This is a genomic window from Mycobacterium ulcerans subsp. shinshuense (assembly GCF_002355775.1).
In the GTDB taxonomy this organism is placed as follows: Bacteria; Actinomycetota; Actinomycetes; order Mycobacteriales; family Mycobacteriaceae; genus Mycobacterium; species Mycobacterium marinum.
The window spans coordinates 128364-141334 of sequence record NZ_AP017624.1; the positions used below are offsets into that span (position 1 = coordinate 128364).

General features: G+C 65.5%; 14 protein-coding genes and 1 pseudogene. 6 read left to right on the forward strand and 9 right to left on the reverse strand.

The window, feature by feature from the left end; translation table 11 throughout:
• The first annotated feature begins 126 nt into the window (after nucleotides 1-126).
• Nucleotides 127-561 carry a MarR family winged helix-turn-helix transcriptional regulator gene (locus SHTP_RS00570; RefSeq protein ID WP_096372245.1) on the forward strand — a complete coding sequence of 145 codons (435 nt, stop codon included), beginning with the start codon at nucleotides 127-129 and terminating at the stop codon, nucleotides 559-561.
• A gap of 31 nt (nucleotides 562-592) precedes the next feature.
• On the opposite strand, the gene SHTP_RS00575 is transcribed toward SHTP_RS00570, so the two are convergent.
• The 6 genes from SHTP_RS00575 to SHTP_RS00605 all read right to left on the reverse strand — a co-directional run bounded on the left by SHTP_RS00575 (nucleotide 593) and on the right by SHTP_RS00605 (nucleotide 6639).
• The gene (locus SHTP_RS00575) at nucleotides 593-1351 is read right to left on the reverse strand and encodes an SCO6745 family protein (RefSeq protein ID WP_096369468.1); all 759 of its coding nucleotides are present in this window, start codon (nucleotides 1349-1351) and stop codon (nucleotides 593-595) included.
• A gap of 69 nt (nucleotides 1352-1420) precedes the next feature.
• Nucleotides 1421-2530 carry an NDMA-dependent alcohol dehydrogenase gene (locus SHTP_RS00580; RefSeq protein WP_096369469.1) on the reverse strand — a complete coding sequence of 370 codons (1110 nt, stop codon included), beginning with the start codon at nucleotides 2528-2530 and terminating at the stop codon, nucleotides 1421-1423.
• Between the two features lie 134 nt (nucleotides 2531-2664).
• Complete coding sequence (locus SHTP_RS00590; RefSeq protein ID WP_096369470.1) at nucleotides 2665-3687, reverse strand: 2Fe-2S iron-sulfur cluster-binding protein; 1023 nt, start codon at nucleotides 3685-3687, stop codon at nucleotides 2665-2667.
• 8 nt (nucleotides 3688-3695) lie between these two features.
• Complete coding sequence (locus tag SHTP_RS00595) at nucleotides 3696-4013, reverse strand: MmoB/DmpM family protein (RefSeq protein WP_096369471.1); 318 nt, start codon at nucleotides 4011-4013, stop codon at nucleotides 3696-3698.
• Nucleotides 4010-5101, reverse strand: a complete 1092-nt coding sequence (locus tag SHTP_RS00600) for an aromatic/alkene monooxygenase hydroxylase subunit beta (RefSeq protein ID WP_096369472.1) — start codon at nucleotides 5099-5101, stop codon at nucleotides 4010-4012. The genes SHTP_RS00595 and SHTP_RS00600 overlap by 4 nt, the downstream gene beginning before the upstream one ends.
• A complete protein-coding gene (locus tag SHTP_RS00605; protein WP_096369473.1) occupies nucleotides 5101-6639 on the reverse strand; it encodes an aromatic/alkene/methane monooxygenase hydroxylase/oxygenase subunit alpha in 1539 nt (512 codons plus the stop codon). Before SHTP_RS00605 ends, SHTP_RS00600 begins: the two co-directional genes overlap by 1 nt.
• Nucleotides 6640-6879: 240 nt before the next feature.
• On the opposite strand from SHTP_RS00605, the gene SHTP_RS00610 reads away from it, so the two are divergent.
• Complete coding sequence (locus SHTP_RS00610; RefSeq protein WP_020727637.1) at nucleotides 6880-7458, forward strand: response regulator transcription factor; 579 nt, start codon at nucleotides 6880-6882, stop codon at nucleotides 7456-7458.
• On the opposite strand, the gene SHTP_RS00615 is transcribed toward SHTP_RS00610, so the two are convergent.
• Nucleotides 7430-8524, reverse strand: a complete 1095-nt coding sequence (locus SHTP_RS00615; protein ID WP_096369474.1) for a GAF domain-containing sensor histidine kinase — start codon at nucleotides 8522-8524, stop codon at nucleotides 7430-7432. The two genes, SHTP_RS00610 and SHTP_RS00615, sit on opposite strands and share 29 nt — an antisense overlap.
• A gap of 317 nt (nucleotides 8525-8841) precedes the next feature.
• Here SHTP_RS00615 and SHTP_RS00620 point away from each other — a divergent pair, with 317 nt between their 5' ends.
• From SHTP_RS00620 to SHTP_RS00635, 4 genes and pseudogenes are all read left to right on the forward strand, one after another.
• Nucleotides 8842-9201 carry a hypothetical protein gene (locus tag SHTP_RS00620; RefSeq protein ID WP_096369475.1) on the forward strand — a complete coding sequence of 120 codons (360 nt, stop codon included), beginning with the start codon at nucleotides 8842-8844 and terminating at the stop codon, nucleotides 9199-9201.
• Nucleotides 9202-9210: 9 nt separating this feature from the next.
• Nucleotides 9211-9929 (forward strand): annotated as a pseudogene (locus SHTP_RS00625) (NUDIX hydrolase).
• A 158-nt stretch (nucleotides 9930-10087) separates the two neighbouring features.
• Complete coding sequence (locus tag SHTP_RS00630; protein ID WP_096369476.1) at nucleotides 10088-11272, forward strand: MFS transporter; 1185 nt, start codon at nucleotides 10088-10090, stop codon at nucleotides 11270-11272.
• A gap of 51 nt (nucleotides 11273-11323) precedes the next feature.
• Nucleotides 11324-11590 (forward strand): YdeI/OmpD-associated family protein, encoded by a 267-nt coding sequence (locus SHTP_RS00635; RefSeq protein ID WP_012392139.1) that lies wholly within the window; start codon nucleotides 11324-11326, stop codon nucleotides 11588-11590.
• A 39-nt stretch (nucleotides 11591-11629) separates the two neighbouring features.
• Here the strand turns inward: SHTP_RS00635 and SHTP_RS28245 are convergent, their stop codons facing one another.
• A complete protein-coding gene (locus tag SHTP_RS28245) occupies nucleotides 11630-12175 on the reverse strand; it encodes an amidohydrolase family protein (RefSeq protein ID WP_231991245.1) in 546 nt (181 codons plus the stop codon).
• A 108-nt stretch (nucleotides 12176-12283) separates the two neighbouring features.
• Nucleotides 12284-12823, reverse strand: coding sequence for an amidohydrolase family protein (locus SHTP_RS28250; protein ID WP_231991246.1), 540 nt, complete (start codon nucleotides 12821-12823; stop codon nucleotides 12284-12286).
• Nucleotides 12824-12971: the final 148 nt, after the last annotated feature.

The following is a 12971-nucleotide window of genomic DNA, read 5'->3' on the forward strand; positions in this document are numbered from 1 at the left end:
ATTTTCTCCCCGGTCTTGCGCGGCGCGGGCGACTCCGCGCGATTGCCAGGGGTGGATTCGAGTAAAAATATGGTACTACGAACTATTATAGTTCGCAATCCAATCTATTTGGATATGGTTGTCGCCATGAGTGGTGGCGGTTCGCCCGGCAAACAACTCGCGGATGATCTGCGAGATGCACTGGTGCAAACATCTTTTGCGCTGATGGCGGTGCTTACCGAAGTGGCCGCCGAACACGACCTGTCGCTGACGCAGTTGCGCGTGCTGGGCATCATGCGCGATCGCGAACCGACGATGGGCGAGCTGGCGAGCTACACGGGCTTGGAGCGCTCCACGGTCAGTGGGCTGATCGAGCGCGCGGCGGGGCGCGGCCTGGTCGTCAAGACCGCCGATGAGAACGACGGCCGCGCGGTGCGGGTGAACCTCACCACTGGGGCCCGCCGCCTGGAGCGGGAAACCACCAAGGCGATTGAGCAGCGGATCGCACCAATGCTGGGGCGGTTGAGCACCAGGGAACAGCAGCGCCTGGCGGCGTTGCTGAGTAAAACGCTGGAGCGCTGATGTTGCGGTCGCGCCGCGCAAACGCGCCCGTTCAGCTGGCTGCGCTGGCCTTCAGCGTCGCCAGGGCATCGGTGCTCAATCGGGCCAGCTCGTCGGCCTCGCCACCGTCGAGCGCGGCACCGAAAATCTCGGCCATCCGGCGGTTGGTCGCCTCCTCGACCGCGGCGTAGCGGTCCTTCTTGTCCGTGCCATCGGCGAACGGCTCGGGCCAGCCGAACATGGTCGTGTACTCATGTCCCTTGTTGAGCATGTGTGCTTCGACCGGGGTGATGCCGGAAATGGTGAGGGCGTTGAAATGAACACCGGCCCGCAGCTCCCGCAAGACAAACATCACCTGCAGCGCCCGCGCCGCGGCGTCGTCGGCCAACGCCATGGTGCGCCACCCGGCATACAGCGGCAGGCCCGCGTCCGGTGTCGCCGCGATGATCTTCTCGCCCAGCGCCGCGATGCGATCCAGCCCCGTGGCGGCGGCCAGATACTTGCGGGCGAAGCCGGCGACCTGGTCCCAGTAGAGCTCGGCCGCACCGATCGCGCCGCGAACCGCGATGCCCGTTTCCCACATCCCATGGATGAAATTGGGTTCGAATACCGCGAAGACCGAATGCACCGTGACGCCGGTGGTCTCGCCCAGTACACCGGCGCGGCCTGCCACATATCCCGCGAACGGGTGCTCGTATCCGGCCTCGATGCTTTCGGCGAAGGTGTCCGGGTGCAGCATGAACACCGCGACCGCTTGTTCGATGGGTGAGCCCGCGGCACGGGCGGCGTCGAACATGTCGCTATCGCTCATGAAAATTCTCCTTCGCGGGGGTTTCCAACCTACCAATGCGGTGCGCTGGCCCAGCATGAATGTTTGACCTCAGTCGTGGACGATCACGCCGCGAATGTTCTTGCCGTCGCGCAGATCTTGATAGCCTTGGTTGACATCTTCGAGTCGATATTGGGTGGTGATCAGCTCGTCGAGTTTGAGTTGGCCGGCGTCGTAGAGCCGGAGTAGGCGCACGATGTCGTATTGGGGATTGGCCGATCCGAACAGTGTGCCCTTGATCGTCTTCTCGCTGAGGGTCAGATTCAGGCCCGACAGTTGCACCGTGAGCTTCTCCGGATTCGCCAACCCGGCGATGACCACGGTGCCGCCCTTGCCGATCACCGCAGCCGCGGCACTGACCACTTCCGTGTCGACCGTGCCGACCAGAATGAGCGCTTGGTCCGCGCCTTGGCCCCAGGTGATTTCGTTGACCTTCGCGGCCGCGCTGGCCGCGTCGGGGAAGGCATGGGTAGCGCCGAATTTCAGCGCGGTGTCCCGCTTGAACGCAACCGGATCGACCACCACGACGTGTTTGGCTCCGGCGCTCACCGCTCCTTGTACGGCGTTGATGCCCAGCCCGCCCGCGCCGTAGATGACCGTCGTGTCGCCGGGCCGCACGCCCCCGGCATATACCGAGGTACCCCAGCCGGTCGGAACTCCGCAGCCCACCAGCACCGCGGTGGTCAGTGGCAGCCAGTCGTCGATCTTGACCACCGAGTGCTGCGAGATGGTGGCGCGCTCGGAGAAGGTGCCGAGCATGCACATCGCACCGAAGTCCACCCCCTTGCGGTGGAAGCGGAAGCTGCCATCGCTCATGCATCCTTCGAGGATGGTCGCGCCCATGTCGCAAAGGTTCTGCCGTCCGGTGGAACAGTATCGGCAGGTGCCGCAGTTGGGGATGAAGGAGCACACGACGTGGTCCCCGGGCTTGACCTTGCTGACCCCGGGACCGACTTCCTCGATGACGCCCGATCCTTCGTGGCCGCCGACAATCGGATACCGCGGTGGCAGGTCGCCGTCGGTCAGGTGCAGGTCTGAGTGGCACAAACCCGCGGCGGTGTATTTGATCAGTACTTCGCCGACGCGGGGGCCGTCGAGTTCGAGTTCCATGATCTCGAAGGGCTTGCCCGCTTCCAGCAACACGGCTGCTGTGGTCTTCATGATGCGCTCCTGATGGAATTGCGTTGTTGGAGAGCTTCTTAGAGGGCTATGTGGACGGCGTGGCCATGGTTGTCATCAGATACCCCCGGCACGTTGCTGGTCAAGGTGGTTCGCCGGTTTGGTGGTGCGCGGTGTCATACCGAGATCGATTCCACGGCCGGATAGAACCTGTCGGCGTGGATGCGCGCCTCGGGCAGGCCCTTCGCCTCTAGGAGCCGGCCGACGTCGTTGCACATCTCGGGCGCGCCGCACAGGTAGGCGGCATAGGGTGAGGCGTCCCTGATGTCGGTGGCGATGGCCCGGGTGACGCGCCCGGATCGACCGTTGGGCACCGGGTCGGGCGCCTGCTGCGACAGGCACGGAATGAACCGGAAATCCTTCAATCGCGTCGAGAGCGCCGCGATCTCATCCAGGTACACCAGATCGCGGACGAAGCGTGCTCCGTAATAGAAACGGAAGGGCACGTCCGGGTGCTGTTCGGCGGCATCGGTGAGCATGGACAGGATGGGCGCGATCCCGGAGCCGGTCGCGACGGCGATCATCGGATGCTCGGTGTCGCGCAGAAACATGGTGCCGAACGGCGCTTCCAGATGCAGCGTGGAGCCCGGTTCGATCCGGTCCAGCACCTTGTTGAACAAGCCATTCGGCACGCGTTTGATGCAGAAGGTCAGCTCGCGCGCCGAACTCGGCGGGTTGACCAGTGAGTAGGAGCGGCGTTCACCGCTATCCAGGGTGAACTCCGCATACTGACCGGCGCGAAAGCTCAGCGGATCGTCGAGTTCCACCCGCAGCTCGATCAGGTTCGAGGTCCGGGTCCGCAGCCCGAGGACCTTCGCCCGCCTTCGGCTGGGCGGGGTCATCGGTGGCAGCGCCTCGGCGCCGTCGTTCTGGTGAATCTCGATGACCAGATCACTGCGGGCAAACGTGCAGCAGAGCAGAATCGCCCCGTTCTCGCGTTCGTCCCGCGGGATCGCGTACACCGAGGCCGCCGAGTCATCGACGTCACCGTCGATGAGGCAGTGCTTACACGATGAGCAGTTGCCGTGCCGGCATCCGTATTGCAGATTGATGCCGCTACGCAGGGCCGCAGACAGAATGTCCTCGTCGGGGCCGACCAGGAATTCCTCGGCTCCGGGCTCGAGGGTTACCCGCGCCATGGTGCTGCTCAGCTGCTCGCCGGTTCGAGCTGGGACATCTCGGAGGTGATGACGAACGCGTCGTCCTCGACCCGGGCGCGCCCGTAGTAGCTCGACATGCCCACCAGAAAACGCGACATGGTCAGCGGCTTCCCGAGGAACTCTTCGACCTCGGCCAACGGGATGCGGATCATGCCCTCGGTCTCGCACAGGTAGAAGGTGTGTCTGTCCTGGATCCGGACCTGCGGGCATTCCGCGGTGAAGTAGGCGACGGTCGCGTCGGCCTCTTCGCTCTTCATCAAGACGATGCCGACGGTCGTGGACGCGTGCTGTTCGCTGGCGCTCATGACGTCACCTCCACCGGCGCGCGCAGGCCCGCCAGCTCGAGGATGTCTGCGGTCGCGCTGACGACGCGCCGTTTGGTCTGTTCACCACCACCGGAGCCGACCGGGGCGGCGTCGAAGACCGGCAAGAACGCATCGACGGCGGCCAACGCGTCCGGATACCAGGAATCCACCCAGCGCTGCATGAGGTCGCGGTTTTCTGCCGCCGGTACCGGCCGGCCCGCGCGGTCGGTGTCGGCGGTGAGCATCTTGACCAGCGCTTGCGTTGCGGCACGGTTGCGACGCCGGTCGGCCTCCACCGTCATCTCGATCACCGCGGTGACCGGGTCCCCGTGCAACGGGGCCAGCCGGCGGAAGAACTCGCTGCCGATCACCGTGGCAATCAGCGGCTCCACCACCAGATTGGTCATCGTCACCATCTCGCCCCAGTCCCGCAGCGAAAGGAGCCGTTCGACCAGGCGGCGGGCCCCCTGGCAGGCCGGGTCGTTGAGCCAGGCCTCCCGGCCGGCCCCTTCGGTGTAGCCGGGCGCCTGTTCGTAGAGGCCCAGGCTGTAGAGGGCGATGTCCTGCTGGTGCCGAAGCCGGTCCATCGCGCTGAAGGTGTATGTCGTCGACAGCGTGTCCGACAAGGCCTCCCTGGTGACGAACGCGTGCGCCTTGAACATCCCCCACTCGAAGGAGCCGTACGCCTCGTAGTAGCGCGCCACGAGGTGCAGCCAGTCCGGTGCGATCTCGCCCAATGCGCCGTTGGCCTTCGCCGACGAACTTGCCCCGGCGATGGACCGTTCCTGTTGGGCCGCCATGTTGATGTAGGACCGCTGCCACAGCCCGGATGGGTCGCGATAGTCGAACCAATTCGGGTGGACCAGTGCGGTGGTCCGGGTGTCCTGGCAGCCCAGCCCGTCCGGGCGCAGTAGATACCAACCGCCGGAGTCGAACTGGCCCATGTCGGGCTGGGCGTTGCAGATGACGGCCTCGTATTCGGACAGTCGGCGCTTCTGGGGCTGGATGTAGGTCAGCTCGCGCTCCGAGTAGAACCCCTCACCAATAGCCTCGGGAGTCGCGCCTTCGGAAATTGCTCCGGTTGTCATCAGATCTCCGTGAAGGCTTCGGCGGGAGCCGCTTTGAGCGGATCCTGGATGGCGACCCCGGTGCGCCGAATGTCGTCGATGGTCCACAGCCAGCGTTCGTCGGTGTGCACGTGCGGCTGCCCCATCAGCGTCTTGCCATCGGATCGAAGCAGATGATTGATCTCGATGTAGCGCCACAGCTCGATGCCGTCATTGACTTCCCACCAGGTCTTGCCGGTGTGCCGATGCGGGGCCTGGCGGAAGATGTGCTGGCAGGCCTGCGAGCAAAATGCGTGCCGCTGGCCGGCCTTGTCGACCGATAGCCGGATCTCGTTGACGTCAATCCTGGGGAAGACCGCAGGCATCTGGCATACCCGACAGATCGGGGGCATGGCCGGGAACAGTCCGAGCGCGAGTTGGCCGTTGCGGGGATCGGCCATCTGCCGGTACGCGCGCCAAAAGTCGCCGTAGTACTTCTCCCAGCCGGGGTACTTGTCTTCGAAGAAGGTGAAGTCCTCGTCGGTCATGTAGTCCGACCGCCAGGCATGCACCGGCCACAACGCTGCGGACACCATCGCCGCCGTGTGACCGCCCCATTCCACGTGCCGTTTGGCGCCGTCCATCCACCGGGGCACATGCAGGCCGAACGGCTCCAGCCGCTCGATGTAACTACCGGCCCAGTCCTCCCAGAGCCATTGCTGCCAGAACTCTTTGTAGGACTTCACCCGAGCCTTCGAGAAGTAGTCGTTGACGCCACCGAGGAAGTTGTCGATGAAGGCGTGCTGACGCCAGAACGCCGTGTCGAAGTCTTCCTGGAGCATCGGCAAGTTGTCGGGTTCGCTCAGTACCGCCGCCAGCGTCGCATAGCCGTTTGCCATGTCCCGCGCCTCGTCGGACTGGACCGACAGGAAGACCGACGGGGTCGCCTGATCCCCGTTCGCGGCCGCCACCTCGGTCAAATACACGAACAGCGGGTTGGTGTAGGCGGTCTCGGCAACGACCTGAAGATTGAGCGAATTGGTGATCGGGTCGTCGTTCATGAACGCTTCGAACACGGCCCGCGCCGGTCGTCCGATCGGGTCGTTGGCGCGCATCTCGAAGCCGGAATTGAACCCGGCGGGGTCGGGCGCGTGCTTGGCGAAGTAGCGCATCAAGTACGCCTCTTGATTGGTATGGCGCACTTCGTCGATCATCTGGGCCAGGTACCCCTGGCGCAGTTCGGGGTTTTCCACCGTGTCGATGAGCATGGCCGTGCATTTCATCGCGGCGTACTCACCGAAGTCGACGAAGGCCAGGACCGGCTTCAAGACCTCCATGAAACGCGGCTCGACCTGAGCCGAGTTGTTCATCCGGCTCAACGCATCTTCGAGCGCACCATATTGGCGGCTGTCTTTTTCCTCCTCCATGCCCACGTACTCGCGCACCAGGGTGCGGAACGGGTCTTTGGTCCTTGGCGGGATCTTGTACTTGGTCGGGTACAACGCGTCTCGATGGAAGTAGCTGGGCTCCCAGTCGAAAGACTTGATCTTCTCGTGCTGGGTTGTGATCGATGCCGTCATTGGCGTTCTCCTCTTGCCCCTATGTACAAGCCCGTGCGCAGTTCAGCACTGCTGAGACCAGGATCACACCACCCGCCGGTCTGCACTACCTCCGATCGGAGGTCGCGACGACGGCTTTTGCCCGGGAGCCAACCGGCATGGGGCTACAGTCGAATTGTGCATCCGCACGGAGGAAGCCAGGACGGCTCACTTGTGCATTCCGCTGCCGCGAACACAGCCCCTGAGGCGGTGCGCGTACTCGTGGTCGATGACCATCCGATCGTGCATCTGGGCGTGGAGCGGCTCGTGCAGGGCAACCCGAGGGTCCAGATGTGCACGGGCGCACGCAATGTGAAAACCGGCGTCGCGGTCGCCGCTGCCGAACGGCCGCACGTGGTGTTGTTGGATCTGCATCTGCCCGACATGGCGCTGCCGGAAGCCGCCGCCGCGCTGCGAGGGGCTTGCCTGGGCGTCAAGCTCATCTTGTTCACCGGGGACAGCAAGCCGACGGTTAGTCAGGTTGCGGGACTGGTCGGGATGGACGCGGTGGTGCACAAGGACAACGCGTGCGCCGTACTGGTCACCGCGATCGAAGAGGTCGCCGCCGGACGGCGATTCTGCGACCCGGTGATCAGCACCGGCAATCCGCTGGAGCTTTCCCGGCGCGAGTATCAGGTGCTAGAGCGGCTGGCGATCGGCGAGACCAACGCGCAGATCGCCCAAAAGCTGCAGCTGGCACCCAACACCGTGAAGTCCTACGTGCAGTCGCTGTTGGCGCACCTCGATGCCCGCAACCGATTGGACGCGGTGATCAAGGCCCAACAGGCCGGAATGCTCTAGCCGCGGGAACCCACGCCTGTACGGTGCCGCCGCCCTCCTCATTGGCCGTGCACGACAACCACCCGCCCACCCGTTCGATGCGCTCGACGGTGGCCCGCAGCCCCAACCCGCGCCGGTGCTCGGACGCGATGTCGGGGGCCGTACCGTCGTCGGCCACGGTCAGCCCGACACCGTCTTCTGCGCGGTAGAGGCTGGCCACCACCGAGTGAGCGCCGGCATGTTTTTCCACATTGAGCAGGGCTTCGCGGGCGGTGCGCCGCAGCGCATCGGTCCTGGCCGAATCCAGAAGCGGCAGGTCGCCCAAGACCACCAGTTCCGCCGCGGTACCGGTGCGCGTGGCGAAGTCCCGGCAATCACCTTCCAGCGTGACTGCCAGCGCCTTGTCCTCCGGCAGGTCATGCAACGACAAGGTCTGAGCCCGTAACTCCGACGTCGCGCGTTCGGTGAGCACCAGCGCATCCGACAGCAGCTCTTCGCGACGGCCGGGCTCGGTTTCCTCCTGCGCCGACATCAACGCCACCCGCAGGCTGAACAACGTCGCGCCGACGGAATCATGCAACCGGATCGCCAGGCGTTGGCGTTCGCCGAACGCGGCGACCTCGGCCATCTCCCGGGCGCTGTCGGCAACCTCCATGGCGACCGCCGCCTGCCGCGCCAGGGAAAGCAGCTCCGCCCGGTCACGGTCGGTCCAGGCCACCGGCGACCGCCGGGCCGCGTAGAGCAGCCCGTAGAGCCGGTGGGCACGCACGATCGGGGCAACCATCGCCGCCCGCAACCCCTCCGCGCGCACCGCGTGGTCGAAGTCGTGGGTGATGTCTCGGCTCATGCAGTAGTCGTGCACCGCGACAGTTCGGCGGAGCACCGCCGCCTGCCCGCCGAGCCCTTCCTGCGGCCCGATGACCAAGCCGTTGAGTTCTTCGGTGCGGCCGCCCACGACCGCGACCACTTCCATGGTGTCGTCCTCGGCGATCCGATTGGCTCCGGCCGCCAGGTCTGCACCCAAGCGCCGGTGCACGACATCGGCACCATGGCGCAGCGCCGCTGTTCTGTCGAGCAGCGCCAACACCGCGTTGAACTCAGGATTGGCGTCCAGGTGCGTGGACCTCCTCGGCCAGCTTCGCCGTCGTTGGCGCTGGTTGACTCGAAATTAATCTCCTGCGTCCCGTTTGGGCAATATGTCCTCCCCGATGCTGGGGCAGCGCCGTCTGGAATCCCGGAACCTAGCTGGGGTTGCCCCGGCTGTCGCCGCCCGCGGCGGCCTTCGCGGCCGACACCGACGAATCGGGTGAATGTCCGAGCGGGGGCCGAGACGCCGGTGGTCAAACCTCCGATCGGAGGTGTCGCGCATCGATGACTTCGTGCGATGTTTGGTCCGTGCACCGTATGCAAAGCCATGCCGAGATGCTCAGCATCGATACCGCCCAGCTTTGTGGCGTGCGGGAGGTTCGGATCACCAAGGCCGCCGCCTATCTCCACTTCGATGACGTGGACATCACCATCAAGGTGGTGGCGCCGCCGCGTGCCGGGGCGGCCGTGCTGGAGACGGTCTGGGATGTCACCGCCCGGGAATCCGGTCCCGGCCTGGGCACGTGGTGGGGCAGTTGGCGCCGATTCCTGCCCGCGGGTCAAGGCCAGCCCGAGCGTCGCGTCGCCGAGGAGATCCGCGACGCCGTCGATCGGATCCGCCAGATGTTGGACGCCCACGCGCAACGGGTAAGCCACCGGGGTGGTGGCCGGGCATAGGGTCGACCGGTGACGATCACCTATGACGAGGCGCTGCGTTTGCGGATTCGGGCCCGCCTGACGTCGCACGAGCGCCGCGCCGTCACCGATCCGACCAAGCGGCACGCGGCGGTTGCGGTGGTGCTGGTGAACTCCGAAGTCGGCGAGGACCGGGTGGATCCGGCGCCGGTCGACGAGTGGATCGGGGGCGCCCGATGCCGGAGCCCGGACTCGACGGCCGCATGGTCGACGTGTCAGGGGGTGCGGCGTTCTTCTTGTGTCGCAGAGCATCTCGGCTCCGTGCGCATGCCGCCCAGTGGGCACTGCCGGGCGGACGCGTGGACCCGGGAGAAAACGCGATCGAGGGCGCGCTGCGCGAATTGGACGAAGAGATCGGCATCAGGCTGCCGGACTCGGCGGTGCTGGGCCTGCTCGATGACTACCCGACCCGATCGGGATATGTCATCACCCCGGTGGTGATCTGGGGTGGGGGCCGCCTCGATCCGCACCCGGTGCCCGACGAGGTGGTGGCGGTCTACCGGGTGGGCCTGCACCAACTGCAGCGTCAGGATTCGCCGCGGTTTGTCGCCATCCCGGAGAGCCCCAGGCCGGTCGTTCAAGTCCCGTTGGGAAACGACCTCATTCATGCGCCGACGGGTGCCGTGCTGCTGCAGGTGCGCTGGCTGTGCCTGGAAGGGCGAGACGATCCGGTCGACGAACTTGAACAACCGGTCTTCGCCTGGAAATAGGTCGGTGGGTAATCAGGCCGCTGCGGTGTGGCGTCCGCACACCCGGCGCTGGCTTCGGATCGCCAGTAAGTTCATTCGAAATGCACACTCAACACACCGAAGCGCACCAGCTGCCCCCCTTGGGAATGCCTGCGGCGGGCGACTTCAGGTGACCGCCGATGACTTCCGGTAGCGCGCCGCAATGGCTCACCCGAAACCTGCGGGTGCTCTCGCTGGTGTCGCTGCTGCAAGATGCGGCCAGCGAGCTGCTCTACCCGCTGCTGCCGATTTATCTGACGATCGTATTGGGCGCGCCGCCATCGGTGGTTGGGGCGGTGGAAGGCGCGGCCGAGGGGGCCGCCTCACTCACCAAGATCGTGTCGGGCCCGCTGGGCGACCGGTTCGCCCGGCGCCCACTGATCGCGAGCGGCTACGGGATGGCGGCGCTGGGCAAGCTCATCGTCGCGGCCGCCGGCGCCTGGCCCGGTGTACTGGCCGGTCGGGTTGTGGACCGATTGGGCAAGGGACTGCGCGGTGCGCCTCGCGACGCGTTGCTGGTCGACGGCGTCGAGCCGGCGCAGCGCGGTCGCGCATTCGGGTTTCACCGCACCATGGATACGCTCGGCGCGGTCATCGGCCCGCTGCTCGGGCTGGCCGGATACGAACTGTCCGACCACCAGATCGGCCCGGTGCTCTACCTGGCTGTGATTCCCGCTGTGCTCAGCGTGCTGCTCATCGCCTGGGTTCGGGAACCACCGCGCAATCTTGCGAAAGCCAAGCCTGCATCGATACTCGACGGGACTCGGCGGCTGCCCCGTCGATACTGGGCGGTGGTCTCGTTTCTGGTCTTGTTCAGCATCGCCAATTTCCCGGACGCGTTGCTGCTGTTGCGGCTCAAGCCGATCGGCTTCTCGGTGGTGGGCGTCATCATGGCCTACGTCGGCTACAACGCGGTGTACGCACTGGCGAGTTTTCCGGTGGGGGCGCTTGCCGACCGCTTGGGCCGGCCGGTGGTGTACGCGTTTGGGCTGGTGTTTTTCGCGGCCGGCTATCTCGGGCTGGGCATCACCACCGACACCGCAACCGCATGGGCGCTGATCGCGGCCTACGGGCTGTTTACCGCTTGCTACGACGGTGTGGGGAAGGCCTGGATCTCGGCGATTGTCAGTGCGGAGCTACAGTCCAGCGCCCAAGGTGTGTTCCAGGGCCTGAGCGGATTTGCGGTGCTGGCGGCGGGACTGTGGGCCGGGTTCCTGTGGGGTGTGGAGGGGCGGCTGCCGCTGCTGATCTCGGGTGGGGCCGGAGCGGTGTTTGCGCTCGCGCTGCTGGCCGCCGCGGCCGGTACGCGGCGACGGGCGAGGTGATCGGGGTTCGAGTCCGGACCGGGGCAGCGCGCACCGGGTTACGCTGACCTGGTGAGCAGCAAGCAAGTGCCCGGTGGGGTGGTACACGCGCTGCCCCCAGACCTGCGTGAGGCGTTGGTGACCAACTCCACCGCGCTGGCCGCCTGGAACGACATTACGCCCTTGGCCCGCAACGAGTTCATCTGCTGGGTCGAGGATGCCAAGCAACAGAAGACGCGTGAGCGCCGTATTCGCCGGACACGCGAAGAGCTGGAAGAAGGCCAGCGCCGGCCCTGCTGCTGGCCGGGGTGCAAGCATCGCGAGCGCACCGGCAAGTGAGCCCCGCGCGCTGAATCTCCGGGCCGGACCGATCGGCTGTCATACCGGCCGGCGGAGAGCCAATTCGAGGCCGTTGTCACGCATGACGGCGCGACACTGGTCGGGCGCGTAGTCGAAGTTCTGCAGATCCTTGATGTAGGAGGCGGGTTCGGCCAGTCCTTCGACGTGGGGGTAGTCCGAACCCATGATGATGCGATCCGCACCCAGTAGTTTCAGCAGGTCCGCCAGCTCGTCCTCATAGAACGGGGACACCCAGACGTGACGTTTGAAGGTCTCCCGGGGGTCTTCCTGATAGATGAAGGGAATCTGGCCGTAGGACTTGGCCAGCTTCTCGAACAGGTGGAAGACCCAGGCCGAACCGCTCTCGATGCAGGCCATCCGCAGGTTGGGGAACCGGTGAAAGAGGCCCTTGTGCAAGTGGTTGGCGAAGGTGTCCTGCAACGGATCCCCGGAGAACAACGACCGAAAGCCCAGCAGCGCCTGAAAAGACATCATGTAGTCCGCTTCGCCCCAGGCCGGCATGAACTTCGAGTAGTAGGTCTCGCCCGAGTGGTAGCACACGGTGATGCCGGAGTCGTTGGCCAACTGTCAGAACGGGTCGAACAGTGGATCACCGGGCGCACGCATGCCGACCTCGGTGGTGACCGGTCCGGGAACCATGACGATGAAGCGCGCGTCGTGGCGCAGCGCCCACTAGAGCTCCCGCACAGCGTTATCCGGTATGCACAGCGTGATGTAGGGGGCGGCGAAAATCCTTTCCTGATAGGCGAATCCCCAGTCCTCCTGCATCCAGCGATTGAAGGCGCGGAAGGTCGCCGCCGTGGCCTCCAGGTCGGGCAGCAGCGCTTGCTCCATCCCGACCCCGAGGGTGGGCAGCATGATGCAGCCCTGCATGCCCTGTTCGTCCATGGCCGCCAGCCGAGCGTCGCGGTCACGGTACTCGGGACGAATCGGCTCCAAGTCGCCGAACAGTGCGTTGAGGTCGGCGCCTCTGGGATTGCGGCCGCGGAAGTACTCGTCGAGCGCGCCGGGCTTGCCGACCGGGCCGAAGGTCGGATTCGGGATGAACCTGTTTACCCTGCCCCCGACGATCAGCCGCGCTCTGCCGTCCAGCTGGGCCCACTGGATGGCACGCTTTTTGTATTCGCGCTCGATGTGGCGGGTGAACGCGTCCACCGCCTCGTAGTAGTGGTTGTCGCAGTCGAAGAACGTGAACCCGAGCTCGGTCTTCATCGCCGTCGTGTCCTTTCCGTGGCCGGACCCGATCCATCCGAGCCAGGCCGCATCATCGAAGGCTAGAACGATGTTTCACTTTGTACAAGCCAAATGCGCGTTATAGGGCCCATTTATCCGGGAAAAGGCAAGAACAGTGTTCTGTTTA